Annotated in this window: 14 protein-coding genes; 4 read left to right on the top strand and 10 right to left on the bottom strand. The window is 67.7% G+C overall.

The window, feature by feature from the left end; genetic code table 11:
- Positions 1 to 199 precede the first annotated feature (199 nt).
- The 3 genes from gudD to YWC_RS0125560 form a co-directional block, all read right to left on the bottom strand.
- Positions 200 to 1,540: a glucarate dehydratase gene (gene gudD / locus YWC_RS0125570; RefSeq protein WP_027867916.1), complete on the bottom strand. Its 1,341-nt coding sequence runs from the start codon at positions 1,538 to 1,540 to the stop codon at positions 200 to 202.
- Positions 1,541 to 1,565: 25 nt separating this feature from the next.
- Entirely contained in the window at positions 1,566 to 3,398 is a 1,833-nt protein-coding gene (locus YWC_RS0125565) for a glycoside hydrolase family 2 protein (RefSeq protein WP_027867915.1), read from the bottom strand.
- A 215-nt stretch (positions 3,399 to 3,613) separates the two neighbouring features.
- Positions 3,614 to 7,240, bottom strand: a complete 3,627-nt coding sequence (locus tag YWC_RS0125560; protein ID WP_229413200.1) for a TonB-dependent receptor — start codon at positions 7,238 to 7,240, stop codon at positions 3,614 to 3,616.
- Positions 7,241 to 7,661: 421 nt separating this feature from the next.
- Here YWC_RS0125560 and YWC_RS0125555 point away from each other — a divergent pair, with 421 nt between their 5' ends.
- The gene (locus YWC_RS0125555) at positions 7,662 to 10,394 is read left to right on the top strand and encodes an exo-rhamnogalacturonan lyase family protein (RefSeq protein ID WP_036216080.1); all 2,733 of its coding nucleotides are present in this window, start codon (positions 7,662 to 7,664) and stop codon (positions 10,392 to 10,394) included.
- 64 nt (positions 10,395 to 10,458) lie between these two features.
- On the opposite strand, the gene YWC_RS0125550 is transcribed toward YWC_RS0125555, so the two are convergent.
- The 5 genes from YWC_RS0125550 to YWC_RS0125530 form a co-directional block, all read right to left on the bottom strand.
- Entirely contained in the window at positions 10,459 to 10,896 is a 438-nt protein-coding gene (locus YWC_RS0125550) for a universal stress protein (RefSeq protein ID WP_027867912.1), read from the bottom strand.
- Between the two features lie 141 nt (positions 10,897 to 11,037).
- Positions 11,038 to 11,745 (bottom strand): GntR family transcriptional regulator, encoded by a 708-nt coding sequence (locus tag YWC_RS0125545; RefSeq protein WP_027867911.1) that lies wholly within the window; start codon positions 11,743 to 11,745, stop codon positions 11,038 to 11,040.
- 121 nt (positions 11,746 to 11,866) lie between these two features.
- Complete coding sequence (locus tag YWC_RS31830) at positions 11,867 to 12,958, bottom strand: HupE/UreJ family protein (protein ID WP_051306756.1); 1,092 nt, start codon at positions 12,956 to 12,958, stop codon at positions 11,867 to 11,869.
- 14 nt (positions 12,959 to 12,972) lie between these two features.
- The gene (locus tag YWC_RS30885) at positions 12,973 to 15,330 is read right to left on the bottom strand and encodes a rhamnogalacturonan lyase family protein (protein ID WP_084416601.1); all 2,358 of its coding nucleotides are present in this window, start codon (positions 15,328 to 15,330) and stop codon (positions 12,973 to 12,975) included.
- A 50-nt stretch (positions 15,331 to 15,380) separates the two neighbouring features.
- Positions 15,381 to 15,926: a PEP-CTERM sorting domain-containing protein gene (locus tag YWC_RS0125530; RefSeq protein WP_027867910.1), complete on the bottom strand. Its 546-nt coding sequence runs from the start codon at positions 15,924 to 15,926 to the stop codon at positions 15,381 to 15,383.
- A 229-nt stretch (positions 15,927 to 16,155) separates the two neighbouring features.
- Here YWC_RS0125530 and YWC_RS0125525 point away from each other — a divergent pair, with 229 nt between their 5' ends.
- From YWC_RS0125525 to YWC_RS30880, 3 genes are all read left to right on the top strand, one after another.
- A complete protein-coding gene (locus tag YWC_RS0125525; RefSeq protein ID WP_027867909.1) occupies positions 16,156 to 18,927 on the top strand; it encodes a glycosyl hydrolase 115 family protein in 2,772 nt (923 codons plus the stop codon).
- The gene (locus YWC_RS0125520) at positions 18,924 to 20,303 is read left to right on the top strand and encodes an enolase C-terminal domain-like protein (RefSeq protein WP_027867908.1); all 1,380 of its coding nucleotides are present in this window, start codon (positions 18,924 to 18,926) and stop codon (positions 20,301 to 20,303) included. Before YWC_RS0125525 ends, YWC_RS0125520 begins: the two co-directional genes overlap by 4 nt.
- A gap of 139 nt (positions 20,304 to 20,442) precedes the next feature.
- Entirely contained in the window at positions 20,443 to 21,645 is a 1,203-nt protein-coding gene (locus YWC_RS30880; RefSeq protein ID WP_036216076.1) for a family 1 glycosylhydrolase, read from the top strand.
- Here YWC_RS30880 and YWC_RS0125510 read toward each other — a convergent pair.
- Positions 21,642 to 22,706 carry an acyl-CoA dehydrogenase family protein gene (locus tag YWC_RS0125510; protein ID WP_027867907.1) on the bottom strand — a complete coding sequence of 355 codons (1,065 nt, stop codon included), beginning with the start codon at positions 22,704 to 22,706 and terminating at the stop codon, positions 21,642 to 21,644. The genes YWC_RS30880 and YWC_RS0125510 overlap by 4 nt on opposite strands.
- Positions 22,707 to 22,708: 2 nt before the next feature.
- Positions 22,709 to 22,903, bottom strand: a complete 195-nt coding sequence (locus YWC_RS0125505) for a DUF2970 domain-containing protein (RefSeq protein WP_027867906.1) — start codon at positions 22,901 to 22,903, stop codon at positions 22,709 to 22,711.
- Between the last annotated feature and the right edge of the window lie 277 nt (positions 22,904 to 23,180).

Genomic DNA, 23,180 nt, shown 5'->3' with positions numbered 1-23,180 from the left:
GCGCCTGTTCGATCCATTCAGTAGGAAGATGCTCACCCAACCTTGTCCAGTCGGGAGCTTCGAGATGATTTGCTAGAAAATGAAGAGTGTCATCGAACATGGCGGCGAAGGTTAACAGCGATGCGCAACGTTTACAACGACAAAATAAAAATGCCGTTCAGTCTTAACTGAACGGCATTAGCGCATCGCGCCGCTTTTCTCATCGCACCATGCAAGGCCGCTTGTTGTCGAACTTCCAGCCCGGAATGAGGAACTGCATGGCCGCCGCGTCGTCGCGTGCGCCCAGACCCATGTTCCTGTAAGCCTGGTGCGCCGCCTCCAGCGCGTCGACGTCCAGCTCGATGCCCAGGCCCGGCCGGGCCGGCACCTTGACCTCGCCGCCTTCGATCCTGAGCGGCTCCTTGGTCAGGCGCTGGCCGTCCTGCCAGATCCAGTGGGTATCGATCGCCGTCACCCTGCCCGGCGCCGCCGCGCCGACGTGGGTGAACATCGCCAGCGAGATGTCGAAGTGGTTGTTCGAGTGCGAACCCCAGGTCAGGCCGAACATCTCGCACAGCTGGGCCACGCGCACCGAGCCCTGCATGGTCCAGAAGTGCGGGTCGGCCAGCGGAATGTCGACCGACTGCAGCTGGATCGAGTGGGCCATCTGGCGCCAGTCGGTGGCGACCATGTTGGTGGCCGTCTTCAAGCCGGTGGCGCGGCGGAACTCGGCCATCACTTCGCGGCCCGAGAAGCCGTTCTCGGCGCCGCAGGGGTCTTCGGCATAGGCCAGCACATCGTGCTTGTCGCGGCACAGGCGCACCGCCTCCGCCAGCGACCAGGCGCCGTTCGGGTCGAGCGTGACGCGCGCCTGCGGGAAGCGCTCGTGCAGGGCAACCGCGGCCTCCATCTCTTCGTCGCCGCAGAAGACGCCGCCCTTGAGCTTGAAGTCCTGGAAGCCGTAGCGCGCCTGCGCCGCTTCGGCCAGCGCCACCACCGCCTCCGGGGTCAATGCCGCTTCGTTGCGCAGCCTGAACCAGGCATCTTCCGCGCCCTCTTCGCTGCGGTAAGGCAGCCCGGTGCGCTTGCGCTCGCCGACGTAGAACAGGTAGCCCAGCATCGGCACCGCGGCGCGCTGCTGGCCCTCGCCCAGCAGGGCCGCCACCGGCACGTTCATGAACTGGCCCAGCAGGTCGAGGAATGCCGACTCCACCGCGGTAACCGCATGGATGGTGGTGCGCAAATCGAAGGTCTGCAGGCCGCGCCCCCCCGCATCGCGGTTGGCGAACGTGCTGCGGATCGCATTCAGGACGGCGTTGTAGTCGCCCAGCGACTTGCCGATGATGAGCGGACCCGCGTCTTCCAGGGTCTGGCGGATCGATTCGCCGCCCGGCACTTCGCCCAGGCCGGTATTGCCGGCGCTGTCCGTCAGCACCACGATGTTGCGGGTGAACCAGGGGCCGTGGGCGCCGCTCAGGTTCATGAGCATGCTGTCCTGGCCGGCGACGGGGACGACCCGCATCGCGGTGATGACCGGGGCGCCGCTGATGTTCGAATTCATGGATGACTCCAGGTATGTAATGAAATTATTTGCCGCGGTAGTAATCGGCCAGCACGCCGAAGGCCTGCTTGCGTACGCCGGTCTCGGACACGATGCCCTTGCGGTTCCAGCCGTTCTGGAACACCGGGTGCTCGCGGCGCGGCGAACGGAAGTCCTTCAGGATCCAGGGCGACATGCCGCGCAGGGTCGGGATCTGGTCGGCCATCGCCAGGGTCTGGCGGTAGTACTCGGCCTGGTATTCCTCGGTGAATTTCTTCATGCCGTCGTTGCGGTAACCGGCCAGCGCGTCGGCGCCGAATTCGGACAGGATCAGCGGGCGGTCGCTCGGCACTTTCCATTTGAGCTTGGCGACGGCGTCGAGCGTGTCGGAACCGTACCAGCCGGCGTAGATGTTCACCGCCAGCACGTCGAGCTTGCCGGCCAGCGGATCGTCGATCGCCAGCGCGTCGCCGTCATGCTTCACCAGCAGGGCCGCGCTCACCAGGCGCGAGGGATCGAGCTGGCGCACGTTGTCCGCCATGGCGCTGTGGAAGCGCGTGCGCGCGTCCGCTACCGGGGTCTCGTTCCCGACGCTCCACATGATTACCGAGGCGCGGTTGCGGTCGCGGTAGATGGTCTCGGCCTGCATGGCCAGGGCCTTGCGCAGCACGGCCGGGTTGTCCCAGTCGACCGTCCAGTACACCGGGATCTCGCTCCACACCAGCAGGCCCATTTCGTCGGCCAGGCGCACCGTGGTTTCCGAGTGCGGGTAGTGCGACAGGCGCACGTAGTTCGCGCCGAGGCCATGCTTGATCTCGTGCAGCAGCGCGCGCGAGCTCGACTCCGTCATGTTGCGCGCCGGGTTGGGACCGAACTCTTCTTCGTGCAGCGAGATCCCACGCAACCAGATGGGCTTGCCGTTCAGGAGGATCTGGTTGCCCTTGACCGCGATGGTGCGGAAGCCGACGCGGTCGCGAAGCGCGTCGCCCGCGGCGGAAAAGCGCACGTCGTACAGGGTCGGCTTCTCGGGCGACCAGCGCTCCAGTCCTTTCGGCGCGGCCAGCTCGAAAGTGGCGCGGCCATTGGCGTCGGTGGTGGCGCGCACGGTGGCGAGCGCGCCGATCGCCACGCTGACCTGCTGGTTGGCCGCCTGCGGCCCCTGCAGGCGCACTTCGCCGGCGATGCGGCCGTCAGCGCTCAGCTGGACCATGGCGTCGTCGATGAAGGTCGCCGGGGTGGTGATCAGGGCTACCTTGCGGGTGATGCCGCCGTACAGGTCCCAGTCGGTGATGGAGGTCGGGATCGACTGGGCGTCGTGGGTCGAGTCGACGCCGACCACCAGGCGGTTGTCGCCGGCGCGGAGAAGCCCGGTCACCTCCAGCACGAAGGGCGTGAAGCCGCCTTCGTGGCGCCCCACTTCCTTGCCGTTCAGGTAGACGTAGGCGCGGTAGTTGACCGCCTCGAAACGCAGGAAAGCGCGCTTGCCGCCCAGGGCCTGCGCGTTGAACTTGCGCTGGAACCAGATCAGGCCATCGTAGTAGCGCAGCTCAGGGGCCGCGACATTCCAGGCGCCCGGCACGTTGATGATCGGGCCGCGGTCGAGGTCGAACTCGAAGAAGTCCACGCCGCCCTTGGCCTCGATCGCAGCGACGTCGAGGTCGCGGTAGCGCTGCATGCGCGACTTGGCCACCCAGCCGTTGATGTCGGTGAGGCCGGTGCGGTACAGGTCCTTCGAATAGGTCCACTGGCCCGACAGGTCCTGGCCGTCGCGGTGCAGTGCGCCGGTGAGCAGGAAGGCAGGCCGCAGGTCGTCCGCCATGGCCGGCAGGCAGGCGAGCGTGCCGATGAAGATCCAGAATGCTGCGACAAGTTTTTTCATAGGTTCAGGGTGGTCGGTTGGGAGTGCACGCGCGGCGCGGCACCTGATGGACGGGCACTGATATATTAGTATGCCATGGAAGTATAGAGTGCGTCTTGCCGTCGATGCACTCAATTTCGTGATCGGAAGGCTTGTCGCGGCCCGGCAAACAAAAAAAGACGCGCGCACCGACGGGTTCGCGCGTCAAACAGGAGACGTGGGCGGCGCCTGGACGCTTACTTCGAGTAGCTCAGGCCCACCATGTAGCGCGCGCCGCCATAGATGTAGTCGTTGATCGACGGGACGCCATTGGCAAAGGCCGCGAAGCCCGCCTGCGAGTTGGTGACGGTCGACTTGCCGAGGTTGCGCGCTTCGGCAAACACCTGCAGGCCGTTCTTGAAGCGGTAGGAAATCTTGGCGTCGATGAAGCGGCGACCGTCGCGGAAGACCGGCGAGCCCGGGTTGTACGGCAGGCTGCCCACCGAGCTGATGCCGGTAGCCGGGAAGTTCGAGAACGAATCGTCGTCGGCGATGCGCGAGAAAGTGCTCGTCACCACCTGCAGGGCCACGCGCATCTGCAGCGCACCGTCGTCATACCATAGCGAAGTGTTCCAGGAATAGCGCTCCTGGCCGACCGGATCGAGCGGCACGCCGGTGAGCAGGTCGCGGATCTGGCCTTCCAGGCTGCTGGTGCGCAGCCTGGTGTAGTTGGCGCTGATACCGGTGTTGCCCAGGAAGGAAGGCAGGAAGGTGAAGGCGGTCTTACCGGTGACTTCGATGCCTTTCTTCAGCAGCGCCGGACCGTTTTCCCAGGTCGAATACGAGAAGCTGACATCCTCCAGCGAGCGGCCGGTGGGGTCGGTTTCCCCGGTGCCTTCGAACGGACGGCTCACCACCCCCACGCGCTGGGCGGCGCCGATGATGCCCTTGGAGCGGAAGCCCGCCAGGCCGACCACGGTGTCGCGGTTCGGGTACCACTCGAGCGACAGGTTCTGGTTCTGGTTGGTCTGCGGGCGCAGGCTCGGGTTCCCCATCACGCCGGAGCAGGACATCAGGCCGTCGTCCTCGCCGCCCCCTTCGAGGGCGGTGTAGTCGTTGGTGCAGACCACCGAGGAGCCGGTCAGGCGGCTGGCCGGCGGCCGAGCGATCTGCTTGGCGCGGTTGTAGCGCACCACCAGTTCGTCCGCGACCGGCCAGAACGCCAGGTTCAGGATCGGCATGATGTCGGTAGTGTTGCGGGTGAGCGTGCTATTGCGGCGGAAGGCGCTGGTGAGCTCGATGCCGGCCGGATCGAGCGTGATGGCGCGGAAGGTCGTCGAGCTGGTGCCGCTCACGCGGGTCTTGACGTAGCGGTAGCCGAAGTTGCCTTCCAGCTCCCAGCCGAAGGGCAAGCTACGGTCGGTGAAGGGGATGCGGTCGAAGGCGAAGTCGGTCGACAGGTAGCCGGCCATCACGCGCTCGGACACCTGGGTCACCGGCTGCGCATACACCTTGCCGTCGCTGGCGGTGCACTCCTTCATGCAGTCCAGCGGGTTCATGTTCGGCACGCCGGTCAGTTCCCACAGCTTCTTCAGATCGAGTTCGGTCCAGCCGCTGACCAGGGTATCCGGGCGGTCCTTGGCGCCGGCGAAGAAGGGGTTGGTCCGGCGCGTCAACACTTGAGAGATCACGTTGTTGTACTCCGCCGGGGTCATCACGATCGACACGTCGCGGATGTCGCGCGGGTTCGACAGCGCGGTGGCGGCCGGGTTGACGCCGTATTTGCAGGCGTTGGCGGTGCCGCTCGAAGCGCCGGTGTCCTGGCAGCCGTAGAAGAAGCTGCGCACCGCCAGGTCCGGCACCGCGATGCGCGGGTCGGTGGAAACGTCATAGCCGCCCGCGCCCCTGCTGACCGATTCCTGCTTGCGGCCGTTGATGCCGAACTTGAGGTTCTGCAGGAAGGGCATGTGCCGGCCCAGCGAATAGCGGGCATCGACCTTCAACACGTCCTCGACCTTCTCTTCCAGGCGCGGATTGTCGAGCGTGAGCTGGGTGCCGTTGGCGCCCGCGGTGCGCAGCGGCATGCCGGCTGCGCTGGAGCTCAGGCTGCCGTAGTTGGCCGGATCGCCCTGGTCGAAGCTGGCGTTCTGCGGCGTATGGGTCCACAGGCCGTTCGGGCTGACGGCGACGTCCACCGGGCCGTAGGCGGTAGAGATGCTGGAGCGCCAGCCGTAGCGGTAGAAGTCCGACTTCGTGCGCCCGCCCAGGAATTCGACGTTCAGGCCACCCGAGCGCCAGGTGCCGCCGAAGATGCCGGTCTGGGTCTTGTTCTCCATCTCGGTCGCGATCTGGTCGGTGCCGGCGTTGCCGTTGGCCAGGGTGAAACTGGTGACGTGGTGATTCGCGTCGACCACCACCGAGGATGGGATGATGTTGGCCACCTGGCCGGTGGTCAGGCCGCGGTAGGTCGAGCTGCTGCCGGCATTGGTCGGCGTATCGAAGAAGTAGTAGCCGGACCCGGCCACCGGGCTGCGGGTCGCAATGCCGCCCACCTGGGCGGAATCGACGAAGCTACCGGTGCCGTTGAAGGCGATGCTGCCCAGGTTCAGGTTGAGGATGTTCTCGGACAGCTCGCGGTCGCTGCGGTTGTATTTGGCGTAGACCGTCAGGTTGCGGTTCACCTTGAAGTCGGCGCGCAGGTCGGCATTGCTGCGCTGGTCGCGGTTGCGGCGGATGGTGTTGCGCAGCAGGTCGGGCGCATAGTCGTTCCACTGGCCCAGGCAGGTGCGCAGTTCGTTGATGCGCTGGTTGCGTGCGCGGTTGGCGTCGCTGCCCGACAGGCCGGCCACGTCGGCGTTCTGCAGCAGCGGGAACGCGCTCTGGCAGGCCTGCTTGCTCTGGGCCGCCGCGGAGCGGCTCAGGATCTCGAACGGCGACAGCGCGTTGATGCGCCCGCCGCCGTTGGCGGCGTTGCGGGCCCAGCTCGCGAGCGGCGTGGTGGAGGCCGGGTCGTCCTTCGCCAGGATGTCCGGGTTGAAGCTGAAGGTCTTTTCCGGCGAATGGTCGAAGTCGATCGTGCGCAGGTAGCCGCCGCGCGCGCCGCTGTTCTGCTGGATCGAATGGGCCTCGTTGCGCGCATCGGTCCTGGTGAGGTTGGCGATGATGCCGAGCCGGCCGTCCAGGTAGTTGTCGGCGAAGATCAGGTTCAGGCTCGGCGTCCACTTGCGCGCCAGGGTGTTCTTCTCGCCGGCGACGCGGGCCACGATGGTCTGCTTCTTGAAATCGAGGCCGGTGCGGGTCTTGATGAGGATGCTGCCGCCGAGCGAACCTTCGGTCATGTCGGCAGTGGCGCCCTTGACCACGTCCACGCTGGCGATCAGTTCGGCCGGCATGTCCTGCAGGGTGGCGCCGCGGCCTTCGCCACCGCCGTTCAGGTCGGTGCCCCCGCCGGACACCACGCCGACGCCGTCGATCTCGACGCGGGTCAGGTCGGGCGTGTTGCCGCGCACGCTGACGGTATTGCCTTCGCCGAAATCGTCGCGCGACAGCGCCACGCCGGCGATGCGCGAGATCGCTTCGGCGACGTTACGGTCCGGGAAGGAGCCGACGTCGTCGGCGATGATCGAATCCTGCGCGGTGGCCGCGTTCTTCTTGCGTGCGTTCGAGCTGCGCTCGGACTCGCGGGTGCCGCGCACCACTACCGTGCTCGCCACGGCCTCGCCCTCGGTGTTGGCGGCCTGGCGCTGCTGCGTCGCCTGTTGCGGGCTTGGCTGGGGCGCCTGCTCCTGGGCCTGCACGGCATAGGGGCTCATCATGAGCAGCGCGGCCGACACGGCGCAGCAGCAAGCGGTACGGCGCATCGGGGGTGCGGAAAACGGTGTCATAGGGTCTCCAATGTTTTTGTTTGCCTGCCTGCGTGTCGGCGGGCACGCCGGGCGCCGCAGGCCTGTGTTCCCGTGGCTTCGCCGGCGGCTTGCGGGACAGGTGCTTCGAAAAATCCGGAAAAAAAGGGCTGACTCGCGCGCCGCGAGTCAGCGAAGAGACAGCAGTCCCATTCCAGTTGCTGTACACGTCGCAACAAGACTGCACTGATATATTAGGGTCCTGGAACACCAGGCACAACAGTCGGCCTGCTTTGGTCATCAACTTGAGCGATTGGACACGGTGTATCGACCGCATGCAGGAGCTGGATTAGTATCGCGATCGAACACTAATATATCAGTGTGGCACGTACAATCATGCGGCCACCTTCCCCCATCGACAGACCGGCGCGCCCCAGCGGCAGTGCCGGCACGGAGACCGACAGTGCAAATCCCATCGCGGAGACATTTCCTTCGCTCGGCCAGCGCCCTTCCCTTCCTTGCCTCCTTCCCTGGCCTGGCCAGCGCGGTGACGGCCAACACCGGCGCCAAGCCGGCCCCCGTGTCCGAGACCGGCCTGCGCTGGCTGGACGGCCAGGCCCCCGCGCGCTTCGAGGGCTGCACCCTCGGCGTGCCCTGGCCGCGCGGCACGCTGCGCCTGCCCGCGAACAAACGGCTCGACTTCACGCTGGGCGCGAACGGCCCCGCCATGCAATCCTGGCCCCTGGCCTACTGGCCGGACGGCTCGCTGAAGTGGACCGCGCACGCTGTCGCGGGCGGCGCCACCGCCGAAGGCTACAGCTTGGCCCGCGGCGCCCAGGCGCGCGGCACGGTCGCGGTGAAGGAAAGTGCGGACGGCATCCTGGTCACCGCGGGCGAACTGGCGTGGATGCTTCCGCGCCGCGGCGAGGTGCTGGTGCGCAGCGCGACCCGCGCCGGCCGCGTGACGATGCAGAACATGAAACTGGTGGCGCTGCGCCAGGACGGCGCCCAGCTGGAGAAGAGCGGCAGCGTCGCGCGCCAGCCCTTCACCAGCAAGCTCCTTGCCGTCACGGTGGAGCAAAGCGGCCCGGTGCGCGCGGTGGTCAAGTTCGACGGCATGCACAGCGACGGCAGCCGCGACTGGCTGCCCTTCTCGGTGCGCCTGTACTTCTATACCGGCTCGGACAGCGTACGCATCGTGCACTCCTTCATCTACGACGGCAATCCGGAACAGGACTTCATCGCGGGCCTCGGCGTCACCGCCCAGGTGCCGATGACGGACCAGAGCTACGACCGCCACGTGCGCTTCTCGGGCGAAGGCGTCGGCGTCTGGGGCGAGGCGGTGCGGCCGGTGACCGGCCTGCGCCGCGACCCGGGCGACGCCTATCGCGCCGCCCAGGTGGCCGGCAAGGCCCTGCCGCCGCTGGCCGGCATGGCCAAGCCGGTGCAGGACGGGCTGCAGTGGATCCCGGAATGGGGCGACTTCACGCTGGCGCAGCTCTCGCCGGACGGCTTCACCCTGCAGAAGCGCCTGCGCGCGGGGCGCGCCTGGATCGACTCGAACGCCGGCACCCGCAGCAAGGGCCTGCTGTACGCCGGCGGGGCCGCGGGCGGCGTGGCCCTGGGCCTGAAGGATTTCTGGCAGCGCGCCCCGGTGCAGCTGGACGTGCGCAACGCGGCCAGCCCGATGGCGGAGGTGACGGCCTGGATGTGGGCGCCCTCGGCGCCGGCCATGGACGTGCGTTCCTACCGCGGCGAAGATGGCATGGACACGCACGAGAAGCAGATCGCGGGCCTGAACATCACCTACGAAGACTACGAGGCGGGCTGGGACTCGGCCACCGGCGTGGCCCGCAGCTCCGAGCTGCAGCTGTGGGTGCTGGGCGGAACGCCCTCGCACCAGGCCTTGTCCGACATGGCCGAACAGGTGGCGCGGCCGGCGCGCCTGGTGTTGACGCCGCAGCGCATCCATCAATGCGGCGTGTTCGGCGACTGGGACCCGGTGGATACCTCTAGCGCCGCGCGCAAGCTGATCGAGGACCGCCTGGCCCTGCAGCTGGACCAGTACCTGGTCGAAACCGAACAGCACCGCTGGTACGGCTTCTGGTCCTATGGCGACGTGATGCATAGCTACGACCCCGACCGCCACATGTGGCGCTACGACATCGGCGGCTACGCCTGGGACAATTCGGAGCTGTCGACCGACCTGTGGCTGTGGTACAGCTACCTGCGCACCGGACGCGCCGACCTGTTCCGCTATGCCGAAGCGATGACCCGCCATACCGGCGAGGTCGACGTCTACCACCTGGGTCCCTTCAAGGGCTTCGGCACCCGCCACGCGGTGCAGCACTGGTCCGATTCGTCGAAGCAGCCGCGCGTCTCGAACGCGGCCTACCGGCGCATCTATTACTTCCTGACGGCGGACGAGCGCGTCGGCGACCTGATGCGCGAACTGCTCGATTCGGACAAGGACCTGCACAAGGTCGACATCTCGCGCAAGCTGAAGGTGGCGGGCGCGCGCCCGGACGCCTTTATCGGCGCGTCCTTCGGCACCGTCTGGGGTTCATTGATCTCGGCCTGGCTGGCCGAGTGGGAACGCAGCGGCGACGTGCGCTGGCGCGACAAGATCGTCAATGGCATGAAGAGCATCGCGGCGCTCAAGTACGGCTGGTTCGCGGCAGGCGCGCCCTACGACCACACTACCGGGCGCTTCCATGGCCCCGGCGACAAGCCCTCGTTCTCGAACCTGAACGGCGTGTTCGGCGTGGTCGAGATGAATTCCGAGCTCCTGACCCTGGTCGACGTGCCGGAGTACCGCAAGACCTGGCTGCAGTACTGCCGCACCTACAATGCGCCGAAAGAAGAGGTGGTGGCGCTGCTGGGACAGGCTCCGGGCGGGCGCGGCATGAGCGACACCAATTCGCGCATGACCGCCTACGCCGCCTACCAGTTGCGCGACCGCGCGCTGGCGCTGCGGGCCTGGCGCGAGTTCTTCGCCTCGGACTGGCTCAAGCGCGGCAGCCCGCGCCACACGGTGCGCCGCATCGACGGGCCGGCGGTGCTGCGTCCGCTCGACGAGATGAGCGGCATCAGCACCAACGGCTCGGCGCAGTGGGGCCTGGCCGCGATCCAGCACATGGCGCTTGGCGGCGACACGCTGGACGAGGCGGCGCGCGCGGCCGGACTGCTTCCCTGAGCGGGAATTCAGTACTCCGGCTCAACAATAAAAGGGGTGATTCATGCGCGCAGCGCATGAATGCTCAACGGTGCACCAGCACGGGAATCGCGCTGTGCACCAGCACCTTCTGCGTCACGCTGCCCAGCAGCAAGCCCTTGACGCCGCGCCGCCCGTGCGAGGCCATGATGACCAGGTCGCACATGCGCGCGCGCGCGGTGGCGATGATGGCCTCGTCGGGGTCATCGGACACGACCTGCACGGCCGTGCAGGGCACGCCGGCGTCGCGCGCCAGATCCGCGATCTCGTCCAGGCGCCGCTGGGCGTGCTGGCGGCTGCTGGCTTCGTACTGCTCCGCGGTCAGTTCCAGCATCTCGGCATCGGCGGTGATGGCCCGGAACGGCGTCGTGGCGGTCATGGCGACGAGCTCCGCCCCGCTCTCCCTGGCGAATTCGACGCCGGCGTCGATGGCGCGTCGGGATGCCTCCGAGCCATCGGTTGGTAACAATATGCGCTTGTACATGTCCGGCTCCAGAACAGGAAGCGGCGCCCGCTCAGCGCGCGGCGCCGATACGCTTTGGAGCATGCTTCCCCCGGCATGTTCTACAAGGCTTTCCGGTTTTTCTGATGCAGATCAAACGCGGCATGCGTAGCGAGCACCGCCTCAGTCCGCTCCCGGCATCCAGTAGTTCGGGTATTGCTCGCGCAGCGCATCCAGTTCCGACAGCGTGCCCGACAGGTGGCGCCGCACCGCCGCCTCGGCCGCGGCGGCGTCCCCTTGCGCGACCGCGTCGGCGATGGCGGCGTGGTCCTTCAGGATCTGGTCGGCCTTGCCGTTGAGCGGAAGGTGCAGGCGCCGCAGGCGGTCCATGTTGCCGCTGCGGTGGCGCATCAGGCGCCACAATTCCTCGACGTCGGCCGCGACGTAGAGCTGGCGGTGGAAGGCGTGGTCGACCCGGTAGAAGGATTCCAGGTCGTTCGCCTTGAGCGCCGCGCGCTGCTGCAGCACCAGGCTTTGCAGCGACTGGCCGAGCGCCGCGTCGTTCTTCCGGGCCAGCGTGCGCACCACCTCGAGTTCGATCGACAGCCGCAGGAAATGGGCCTGGCGCGCCGAGGCGATGCTGATGCCGCGCACGCGCGTCGCGTGCTGCGGGTAGATGTCGACCAGTCCTTCTTCCTCGAGGCGCATCAGGGCATCCCGGATGGGGGTGACGGACAGCTCGAAATGCGCCGACAGTTCGTTGCGCGACAGGAGGGTTCCGGGCTTGAGCGTGAGGTTGACGATTTCCTCGCGCAGGTATTCGTACACCTGGACCGCGGCCTGGCGCGATCGGTCGAGGGTGAACGGGCCGCTGAATGCGATTGTTTCCATAGGGGTGAAGGCTGGCTGGCGACTTGACTGTTATTCGAATGCGCGCACAATGCGCACACCGGCGGGCGCCGGTAAAGATGCCCGCCAGATTGTCAAGATGCTAGCACATTCGCGCCCCAGGCTAGACCAGGTACAGTCTTTCCAGCAGCCACCAGGTGCTGACGGCGATCACCAGGCAGGAAATCGCCGGCGTGCCGTAGCGGAGATAGGCCTGGCGGCGGCGTACCAGCACCAGCAGCCCGACCATGGCGGCGGCCACCAGCAGTTGTCCGGCCTCCACCCCGAGGTTGAAGGACAGGAGCGGAAGCAGCAGCTCTCTGCCCGCATGCCCCTGCACCGACTCGCGCAGCATGCCGGCGAAGCCGAAGCCGTGCACCAGGCCGAACACCCCCGCCATCCACAGGCGTGCGCGGGCTGCCTCGCGCCCCAGCAGGTTGGCCACGCAGGCCACGATGATCGACAGCGCGATCAGCGGCTCGACCAGGCTGGCCGGCAGCGCGACCACGTCCAGCGCCGCGAGCGCCAGCGTGAGCGAGTGCGCCAGCGTGAAGGCGGTGACGATGGCGGCCATCTGGCGCGCGCTCGTCAGGGTGACCAGGAGGGCGCACAGGAACAGCAGGTGGTCGAAGCCGGTGAGGATGTGCTCGACGCCCAGCAGGAAGAAGGCGACGAAGCCCGCGCCCTGCCCCGCAGCCGCGCCCGCCGTGGCGGCCTCCAGCGGCAGCGCGGCGTCGGGGGCGGATGCCGACAACAGCGTGCTCGCCAGCAGCCGCCGTCGCGCATCCGTCACCACGAGCGTGCCGGGCCGCATGTCCTCGACCAGCTCGAAATAGCTGGCGCGCAGGGCAAGCCGGTCTGAAGCCGGCCGTGGATAGGTCAGCACGAAGCTGACCTCCTCCCTTCCGCCTGCCGCCAGCAGGGCCTGCGGCGCAAGCTCCCTGCCGCCCTCGTGCAGGCGCAGCAGCCTGGCGGCGCCGCCCGGCGCCAGGGCGCGCGTCTCGCCGCCACGTGCGATGGGGCCCGCCTGCTCGGGCGGCAGCCCGAGGGCGCGCAGCATCGCACGCGCGGCATCGTAGCCCAGCGTGACCCGGGCCTCGATCCGGTCGTCCAGTAACGTGACCTGGGTGCTGGCGTCGAACGGGTCGTGCGCCTGCGCCGGCACCGCGAACAGCGCCCACGCCAGCGCCAGGCCGGCCAGGCGCAGTGTCCGCATCAAACTCCCGGCACTCAAGGCACCACGATCTCGTCGATATTGGCCAGGTCCTGGCCGGTGGACTCCAGGCGCAGCGTATTGTTCACGCCCGCCGCCAGGGTGACCGGCACCTCGAGCGTGGTCCAGTTGGCGTAGCTGCCGGTGATCCTGAAGGTGATGCGCTGCGCCACCCCGTTCACCCGCAGCACGCCCGAACGCGGCGTCGGATTGCCGTTCGCGTAGCGGATCGTGATGGTCTTCACGCCGCCCGCGCCGCCGTTGACGTGGTTGAGCTGCAGGCCGCCGCCCGTGGCCGGGAAGTCGACGTAGCCCTCGCCCCGGTAGCCGCCGAAGTCGCGCTTGATCTGCGCGCCGCCCTCCATCACGCCGGCTTCGGCGGCCATGGTACCGGTGCCCGCGTAGCGGATGTTCGGTTTTGGCGGCATGTCCATGCCGTCGCCGATGTAGTAGTCGGGCAGCGGCGACTGCAGGTAGCCCTTGATCGTCATGTGGTTGCGATAGGCCGGGTTGTGCGCCATCGTGTACAGGCGGGTACTGGTGGGTACGTTGGTGGTGAAGATCACCAGCTCGGTGTAGGTACTGTTGAGCAGCACGACCTCGGTGCGCCAGTCGCCGAGGATGTCGCCGAAGAACATCGGGTTGCGGTTGTTCAGGCGCGGCGAACCGTAGCTGGAACTGGTCATCGACACCAGCCGCGGCAGCGAGCCGCTGGCCGTGGGCGCGAGCGGATTCCACTTCTCGATCTTGTGGTCGTTCAGGCCCTCCGCCAGCATGTCGGCGTCCCACCAGATGCTGTGGGTCGGCCACGGCGACTTGCTGGTGTCCGGCTCGGTGAGCACGTTCTGCTCGCCGTTGAACAGGCCCGAGAAGGACCACACCTCGAAGCCCGGGAAGCGCGGGTCGATGTCGCCCACCAGGCCGCGACCGACGTCGACGATGTTGCCGGGCGTGGTGCTGTGGCCCCAGATGATCTTGCCGTTGGTGGCGTCGTAGTAGTACTCGAGCAGGCCGCTCGGGTTGTTCTGCTGGATGCCGTAGCCGCGCATGCCGGCGTGCTGCTTGTCGAACTTGCCGATGTAGAAGCGGTCGCCGTGGATCACGCCGGGCAGGATGTAGCGCAGCGTGCCGTCGCTGTTGACCATGAAGTTGCCGGTCGCGACCTCGTCCCTGCCGTCGCCGTCGACGTCGATGATGCGCATCTGGTGCGAGGCTTCCTTGCCGCTGCTCGGATCCAGCGGCATGCGCCAGTTCTCCGTGAGCGTACTGCCGCCGTTCCAGGTATAGGACGCGAACACGTCGTTGAAGCTCTTGTCCTTGTTGCGGTTGCGGCCCCAGAAATAGATGGTGGGCTTGACGCCGTCGGCGTAGCCGATGCCCAGCTGGGTGCCGTAGCGCCCCGCCTGCGCGTAGAAGTCCGCAGGGAACGGCCGGGTTGCCAGCGGGGTGCCGCGCATGCCGTCGAGGATCGCGAAATACTGCTGGTTGGGGTCGGTGTCGCGGAAGGTGCTGCCGTCGCCGAATTTCACGCCGTCCGCCACCTTCAGCACCACTTCCGCCCGGCCGTCGCCGTTCAGGTCGTACACCGTCACGCCGTCGTACATGCCCATGCTGAGCGTGGTCGGGCCGGGCGTGATGTTGTAGGTGTTGCGGCTGCCGGGGCCGAGGTCGATCTGCCACAGCCGGGTGCCGTCGCGCTTGTAGGCTTCCAGGTACTGGTTGCCCGTGCCCAGGTCGTCGTTGCTGCCCGCGACGAAAGCGGCGATGCGGTCGATCACGAAGTCGTACTCGCCGTCGCCATCCAGGTCGCCGACCCAGACGTAGTTGGTGCGGTAGTCCGATGCCGGCAAGGCCGCCAGCGGGATGCGCACGATCGGCTCGTTCGGGCCGTTCGCCTTCAGGGTGAAGCCGCCACTGGCCGGCCCCTCGACGCCGTCGATCACCGGGCGCACGGTATAGGTGTAGGCGCCGAGCGCACGGTTCGAGGTACTGTCGGTATAGTTGGTGCCGCCGGTGAGCGGCGCCGCGTTGAGCTTGACGGGTGCGCCGCCCTCGAGCGAACGATAGACGTTGAAGGCGATCCCGTCGGGGTCGAGCCCCAGCAGGCGCCAGCTGACGAAGGCGGCGCTGGTCGAGGTGCGCACCGCCACCACGCCGCGGCCCAGCTGTTCCATCACGCGCGCCGGCGTTGCGGAGGTGGCGCTCGCGGTACTGGCTGTACTGCTCACCTGCCCGCCGCCCCCGCTCATCGATCCGGACAGCAGCCGGGCTTCCGGCGCGGCGGGCTCACTGCCTCCGCAGGCGGCAAGCATGGCCGACAGTGCCGCCGCCACGCCGAGCGCGTGCGCGGTCCTTCCTTGTTTCAGGATATTCATGGTGTCTCCGATGTTCTTCTGGTTGAAATCGCCCGCTGCGCGGGCATGCCTCAGCGCACGCGCCGGTTCCGGCGCCGCGCCGCCACTGCCGCTGCACAGCCCACGGCGAGCAGGCCGAGGCCGGCCGGCTCCGGCACCTCGCCGCCGAGCGGACTGATGGACCAGCCGATCAGGGGCGACTGGTCGAGCTGTTCAGGGGTATAGAAGGCCCAGTCGTTCGACCAGTCGTACAGGCTGTTGTCCATCGTCGTGTCGACGGCGAGCGTGGCGCCCAGGTCGAGCAGGTGCAGGTAGAAGGCGGCATCGTAGTCGTCGATCGCCTCGCCCCTGGTGTTATTGAAGGACAGCGCCGGAGCGGGCAACTCCTGGTGCGAGATGTTCCAGACGTGGGTGATCGACGTGGTCTGCGCGATGTCGCGCAGGATGCCGTCGATCTGCGTCACGCGGTAGGGCGAACTGCTGTCGTAGAACATCTTGCCGGTGAAACTACCGTCACGCCACTGGAGTTCCATCTGGTACCAGCCGATCGGGGCGGCGGCGGCCGTGTGTATCCACAGTCCGGCCAGCGCGCAGAACAGCGCGAATTTCTTGAACATGTCGTGTCTCCGTTTTATGATGAACTAATGTACTAGCACCCAAGCGTACTAATGATTTACAAGCTATCATGGAAGACGTGACGAAGGTATTTACTCATCAATCAGGTCGGTGAGCGTTTTGCGGCGCACCGGATTCGCTACTAGAGAATGTATAAAATGCACTAATACATCAGCTTGTCCGGTTCGTTGCGCTCCCGCGACAGTACGGCCGGCCCATCACCGACCCATCATGACATTCCGTTTCCTTGGCCTCGGCCTGCTGCTGGCAAGCAGCCTCGTTCATGCCCAGCCCTTCGCCCTCGACGCCGATGGGCGCCTGCCGGTCATCGTCACCGACGCGCAGGCTACCTATCGCCTTGCCGGCGAGCTGCTCGGCCGCGACCTGCAGCGGCTGAGCGGGTTTTCCGCGACCCGCACCGACCGCCTGGACGACTGCCGCGAGCGCTGCATCGTGATCGGCGCTATCGGCTCGCCCCTGGTAACGCAGGTCGCGCGGGCGATGGGCGTTGACCTGGCGCCGCTCGCCGGCCAGCACGAGCGCTACATCCGCGCCGCCGGCAAGCTGGGCGGCCGCAGCGTGCTGCTGGTCGCCGGGGCCGACCGCCGCGGCGCCGTCTATGGCGTGGTGGACGCCACGCGCGAACTGGGCGTCTCGCCCTGGGAATGGTGGGCCGACGTCACGCCGCGCCGCCGCACCGGCCTCTCCCTGGATGGGGAGCGTCGCCTGTCGCCCGCGCCTTCCGTGGCCTGGCGCGGCATCTTCATCAACGACGAGGACTGGGGCCTGCAGCCCTGGGCCGCGAAAACCTTCGATCCAGCCAAGGACATCGGCCCTGCTACCTACGCGCGCGTGTTCGAACTGATGTGGCGCCTGAAGGCCAACCTGGTCTGGCCGGCCATGCACGATTCCACCCGCGCCTTCTACACCGTGCCGGGCAATGCCCAGACGGCGGACGACTACGCGATCCTGGTCGGCACCTCGCATGCCGAGCCGATGATGCGCAACAACGTCGGCGAATGGAAGAAGTCGGATGGCCCCTTCAACTTCTTCAGCAACCGCGAACGCCTGCTCGGCTACTGGCAGGAGCGCGTCGACGAGGTCAAGGGCTTCGAGAACGTCTACACGCTCGGCCTGCGAGGCGTGCACGACTCGGCCATGGAAGGCGCGACCAGCCCGGAACATGCGCGCGACACCGTGCAGCAGGTGATCGGGCTGCAGCGCGACATGCTCGCCCGCAGCCTGGGCAAGCCGGCGTCAAGCATCCCCACCGTGTTCACGATGTACAAGGAGGTGCTGGACTACTACAACGCGGGCCTGAAGGTGCCCGGCGACGTCTCCTTGGTGTGGCCGGACGATAACTACGGCTACCTGCACCAGCTGGGCACGGCGAAGGAACGCGCCCGTCAAGGCGGCAACGGCATCTACTACCACGTCTCCTACTGGGGCCGTCCGCACGACTACCTGTGGCTGGGCACGACCCACCCGGCCCTGATCCGCGACCAGCTCGATCGGGCCTGGATGACGGGCGCGCGCCGCATGTGGGTGGTGAACGTGGGCGACATCAAGCCGAACGAGTACCTGACCCAGTACTTCCTCGACGCCGCTTTCGATGCGAGCGTGCTGCGCCAGGACCCGGCGCATCATCTAAGCGCCTGGGCCGCGCAGGCCTTCAGCGCCGAACACGGCGCAGAGATCGCCGCTATCCAGCAGGAGTACTACCGCCTGGCCTGGGAACGCCGCCCCGAATTCATGGGCTGGAGCCAGACCGAACCGACACGGCCGGTGCGCGGCACGGAATATGTACGCAGCGGCGGAGAAGAGGCCGAGCGGCGCCTGGCGGCTTACGCCGCGCTGGTGGCGCGCGCCGAAGTCGTCGAACAGCGCCTGCCGGCCGCGCTGCGCGACGCTTATTTCCAGCTGGTGCTCTACCCGGTGCGCTCCAGCGCCAGGCTCAACGAACGCATCCTGAAGCTGGACCTCGCCGCCGAGTACGCGCTGCAGCAGCGGCCCTCCTCCGCCTTCTACACCCGCCAGGCGCAGGAGGCGCATGCGGCGCTGGTGCGCGACGCCGCCGCCTACAACGCGCTCGGCGGCGGCAAGTGGGCCCACATGATGGACATCGCGCCGCGCCGGCTGCCCGTGTTCGCGGAACCGCTTTATCCGTCCTGGACGGCGTCCGCGCGGCGCGGCTGCGGCCTGGTCTATCCCGCGCCACACTCGGTCGAGGCGAGCAGCCTGGTGCTGCCGGCCGGCCGGGCGGCCAGCCGTAGCGTGACCCTGGTCAGCTATGGCGGCGAACCGGCCGCGTGGTCAGTCGCTCCCGGCGCACAGGGCCTGCGGGCCCGCCTCCAGGGCGGCAGGCTGGACGCGTCGAACGGCTACGAGCAGCGCATCACACTGGACTACGACGGTTCGGCCAGGCCGCAGCTGGCGCTCGAATGCGGCGGCAAGACGGTCAAGCTGAACGCGCAGGCGCACAGTGCGAGCGAGAAGGGCTTGCCTGGCGAGCGCGAACGCATCGTGACCCTGCCGGCCGGCAGCGCGGCAGCGGGCAGCGACTGGGAAGCGCAGCCCGGCCTCGGCACCTCAGGCAAGGCCATGCGCGCCCGCCTCGACCTGCCGAAGCGCAGCGCCGTATCGCTCACAAAAGCCAAACCGCTCGAATACCGCTTCCAGACCCGCAGCGAAGGTGGCGCCCTGCTCCGCTTCGTGGCCGTGCCCGTGCATGCCCTCACTTCCGAACACCGCCTGCGCATCGCCGTCCAGCTCGACGACGGGCCACTCGAGACCTTCGACTACACGACCGTCGGGCGTAGCGACGAGTGGAAGCAGAACGTCCTGTCCAACATGGCGGTGCGCAGCACCACGCTGGACCGGCTCAAGCCCGGCGTCCACAGCTTGCGCGTGTACGCGCTCGATCCTGGTGTCGTGCTCGACCGCATCGACGTCGTCCTGGACGGCGCCCCCCACTACTACGGCATGCCGCCATCCGACCCATGAACCCACTACCTATCTCCTCGAGCCCCGTCATCACCGCCATGCGCGTCATCCCCGTGGCGGGCCGCGACAGCATGCTGCTCAACCTGTGCGGCGCCCATGGCCCCTTCTTCGTCCGCAACCTGGTGCTGCTGGAAGCCAGCGACGGCCGCACCGGCATGGGGGAAGTGCCGGGCGGCGACGGCATTCTCAAGGCACTGGAAAACGCCGTTCCGCAAGTTGTGGGCACCGAGGTGGCGCGCTACCAGCGCACGCTGAATGCGATCCGCGCCAGCCATGGCGCCCACACCGGAAACATGCAGCATCAGGTCAGCTCGGCCGCGGAAGCCGCCCTGCTGCGCCAGCCGCACGAGATCAACCTGCGGCTCGACAATGTCATCACCGCGGTCGAGGCGGCGCTGCTCGACCTGCTGGGCCAGCACCTCGGCGTGCCGGTCTGCGAACTGCTGGGCAGCGGCCAGCAGCGCGAGCGGGTGCCGATGCTGGCCTACCTGTTCTATATCGGCGACAGCCGGCGCACCGACCTCGGCTACGCCGCCCAGCGCGCCGACGACGACTGGTACGCGATGCGCGGGCGCGAAGCATTGACCCCGGAGGCTATCGCCGACCTGGCCGACGCGGCGGCCGAGCGCTACGGCTTCCAGGACTTCAAGCTCAAGGGCGGCGTCATGTCGCCCCAGGACGAGCTGGAGGCGATCGCGGCGATCAAGCGGCGCCGGCCGGAGGCCCGCTGTACGGTCGACCCGAACGGCGCCTGGTCGCTCGCCCAGGCAATCGCGGTCGGCAAGGAATACGGCCACCTGCTGGCCTATGCCGAAGACCCCTGCGGCCCGGAGCAGGGCTATTCCGGCCGCGAAGTCATGGCCGAGTTCAAGCGCGCGACAAACGTGCGCACCGCCACCAACATGGTCGCCACCGACTGGCGCCAGATGGGCCATTCGCACCTGCTGGGTGCGGTCGACATTCCGCTGGCCGACCCGCACTTCTGGACCATGGGCGGCTCGGTACGCCTGGCCCAGCTGTGCCACGACTGGGGCCTGACCTGGGGCTCGCACTCGAACAACCACTTCGACGTGTCGCTGGCCATGTTCACCCATGCCGCAGCGGCCGCGCCGGGGCGCATCACGGCGATCGACACCCACTGGATCTGGCAGGAAGGCACCGAGCGCCTGACGCGCGAACCGCTGCAGATCGTCGACGGCGCGGTCGCGGTGCCGGATCGTCCCGGCCTGGGCATCGAACCGGACCTCGCGCGCATCGAGGCGGCGCACGCTCTGTACAAACAGGTGGCGCAGGGCGCGCGCGACGACGCGCTGGCGATGCGCTACCTGTTCCCCGAGTGGACCTACGATCCGAAACGGCCGAGCTACGCGCGCTGAGCGGATCGCGGGTCACATCCGCGACTGTTGCGCGGACGCCCGCGGACACCAATTGTTACGGCTTTGCGCTTGCATGGCGCCCTGATTTGGCGGGATGATGGATTTGCCAGTGAAGGGGCTACTCAATAAGGAGCGCGCCATGCAAGGCTTCATGTTTGCGACCGGGATCGAAGGCAGCTACCCGGTCGTCGCCGGACGCGACGGCGCCGGGCTGCGCGTCGATGAGATGGAAAAGACCGGCCATTACCGGCACTGGAAGGAAGACCTGTTCCTGGTCAGCGCGCTCGGGATCGACGCGCTGCGCTACGGCCCACCCTACTACCGGGTGCACCAGGGGCCGGGCCGCTACGACTGGGATTTCACCGACGAGGTCTTCGCCGAGATCCGCGAGCGCGGCATCAAGCCGATCGTCGACCTGTGCCACTTCGGCGTGCCCGACTGGCTGGGCAACTTCCAGAACCCCGAGTTCGTGCCCTACTTCACCGAGTACGCGGCCGCCTTTGCCAAGCGCTATCCCTGGGTCGACCTGTACACCCCGATCAACGAGATCTACATCACCGCCAAGTTCTCGGCCCATGAAGGCCTGTGGAACGAACGCCTGCGCTCCGACCGGGCCTTCGTGACCGCCATGCGCAACCTGGCGCGGGCCAACATCCTGGCCACCGAAGCGATCATGATGGTGCGCCCTAGCGCCAAGTTCATCCAGAGCGAATCGTCCGAGTACTACCACCCTGCCGGCCCGGAAGCCACCGAGATCGCGCGCCACATGAACGAGCTGCGCTTCCTGGCCCTGGACCTGACCTATGGCCACGACGTCAGCGGCAGGATGTACGAGTACCTGTTCGACCACGGCATGACGCGCAAGGACTATCACTTTTTCCTGAACCGCAGCGTCAAGCCGGTCTGCATCATGGGCAACGACTACTACGCCACCAACGAGCACGTCATCAAGCCGGACGGCAGCACCACCTCCTGCGAACTGTTCGGCTATTACGTCATCACCCAGCAGTACTACCACCGCTACCGCATCCCGGTGATGCATACCGAGACCAACAACCGCGACGCCGGCACCGGCGAAAAGGATGCGCGCGCCTGGCTCGACAAGCAGTGGTCGAACCTGGTGCGCCTGAAATCGGACGGCGTGCCGATCCTGGGTTTTACCTGGTACAGCCTGGTCGACCAGGTCGACTGGGACAGCGCGCTCACCCTGGACGCCGGCACGGTCAACCAGTACGGCCTGTGCGACCTGGAGCGGCGCGTGCGGCCGGTGGGCGAAGCCTACCGCGACCTGATCCAGACCTGGCGGCACCGGGTGGGGAACGATTTCATCTTCCTGCGCTAACCCTCGCTGGCCCGCGCCAGCTCGGTCTTGAGCTGCACCGCGCTTGGGGTAACGATCGGAAGAAATGCGGCTTCGCGCCAGCGGCGCGCGAAGGCCGCGCCCTGCTGCGGCAGGTAGGCCCGTCCGCCGAGCGCCTGCAATTCCAGCTGCACCGCCGCGGTGGCGAGTTCCACCATCCGCAGCCGCAGCCCGAACAGGCTTGCCGGCTCGCGCTGCAGGCGGCCGCCGTCGGCGCCTTCGGACAGATCGCGCCAGTACGCATCGAGGGTGTGCTCCAGCTGTTCGATCTCGGGCGTCAGGATCGATGGCGCCGCCTCGCCGGCGCGCCGGGCGGCGCGCAGGCTTGCCCGCGCCAGCCCGATGCCCCAGCCGCACTGGAAGGCCAGGAAAGCCGGCCGCAGCGTCGGCAGGAAAGCCCGGGCATCGGCATGCAGGCGCCAATGATCGGACCGGCGGACGCGATCCAGACGCACGCTGCCGGTGCGGCTGGCGCGCAGGCCCATCAGGCCAGTCGTCAGCGCCAGCTCCACGCCGGCTTCGTCGCCCGGCACGGCGTACAGGGCCGGCGGACCTTCCGCCCTGGCGGCCACGGCGACCACGATGCCGCGCGGCGCCAGGTTGGTGGCCCAGGCGACCTCGCCTCTCAGGCTGCCGCCTCCGGGCGCTGCGACATGCTGCACATGCAGGCGGTCGAATCCGCTCAGGGTGCGCATGGCGTTCGACAGTCCGGGCGCTGCGGCCAGGCTGCCGTCCAGCAGCCGCGGCAGGAGTTCATCGGCCAGCCCACGGTTCGGGCTGAGCAGCAAGCATTCGATCACGGCGCGCTGGGCCCAGTACACGAAGGCCGCGCACAGCGAATGCTCGGCCAGCGCCGCGACGATGCTCGCTACGCTACTGGTCGTGCCGCCCCGGCCACAGCGATCTTCCGGCACCCCGGCCCCGAACAGGCCGTGTGCCGCCAGCAGCTGCAACAACTCCGGTCCGCCATCCGCGGCCTCGTCCAGCGCGGCGGCATGCTCGTCCAGCCAGGCGGCAAGGCCTGCGCCGAGGGGTTCGCTCACCTTCACGAGACCGCGAAGCGCACCGCCAGCATCAGGGCGCCGATGAAGACGACCAGCGCCAGCAGGGCGGCGATGAAGACGTAGAGCGGGTTGAAGGCGCCTTCCGCATCGACGTCGAAATCGCGCTTGCGGCGCAGGCCGATGAAGGACCAGGCGATTGCGGCAAGCGTGCCGAGGAATGAACGTTTCTGTACCATGAATACCTCCTTGCGATGACGGACAGCACCAGCACGACAGTGTAGCGCTTGGCGCGGATTTCGACCAAGGTGGGTATTCCTGGCGCTGGGCGGGGCCGGCCACGCTCCGGGATACCGCATCGGATTCGTGCACGCATGCTTTGAGCGAACAGGGCCCCGTTGAGGGGCCCTGTTCGCTGGTGGGATTCGCCCACGTTCCGCGGGCCGCCCTCGCGCAAGTATGCGCGAGGCTTCGAATCCCACACGGGAGCCCCGCAGGGGGCTCCCTCCTCTCCGC

The organism is Massilia alkalitolerans DSM 17462 (assembly GCF_000427785.1).
Classification (GTDB): domain Bacteria; phylum Pseudomonadota; class Gammaproteobacteria; order Burkholderiales; family Burkholderiaceae_D; genus Telluria; species Telluria alkalitolerans.
The sequence above is the reverse complement of the archived record's forward strand: the minus strand, read 5'-3'. Positions and strand labels throughout refer to the sequence as shown.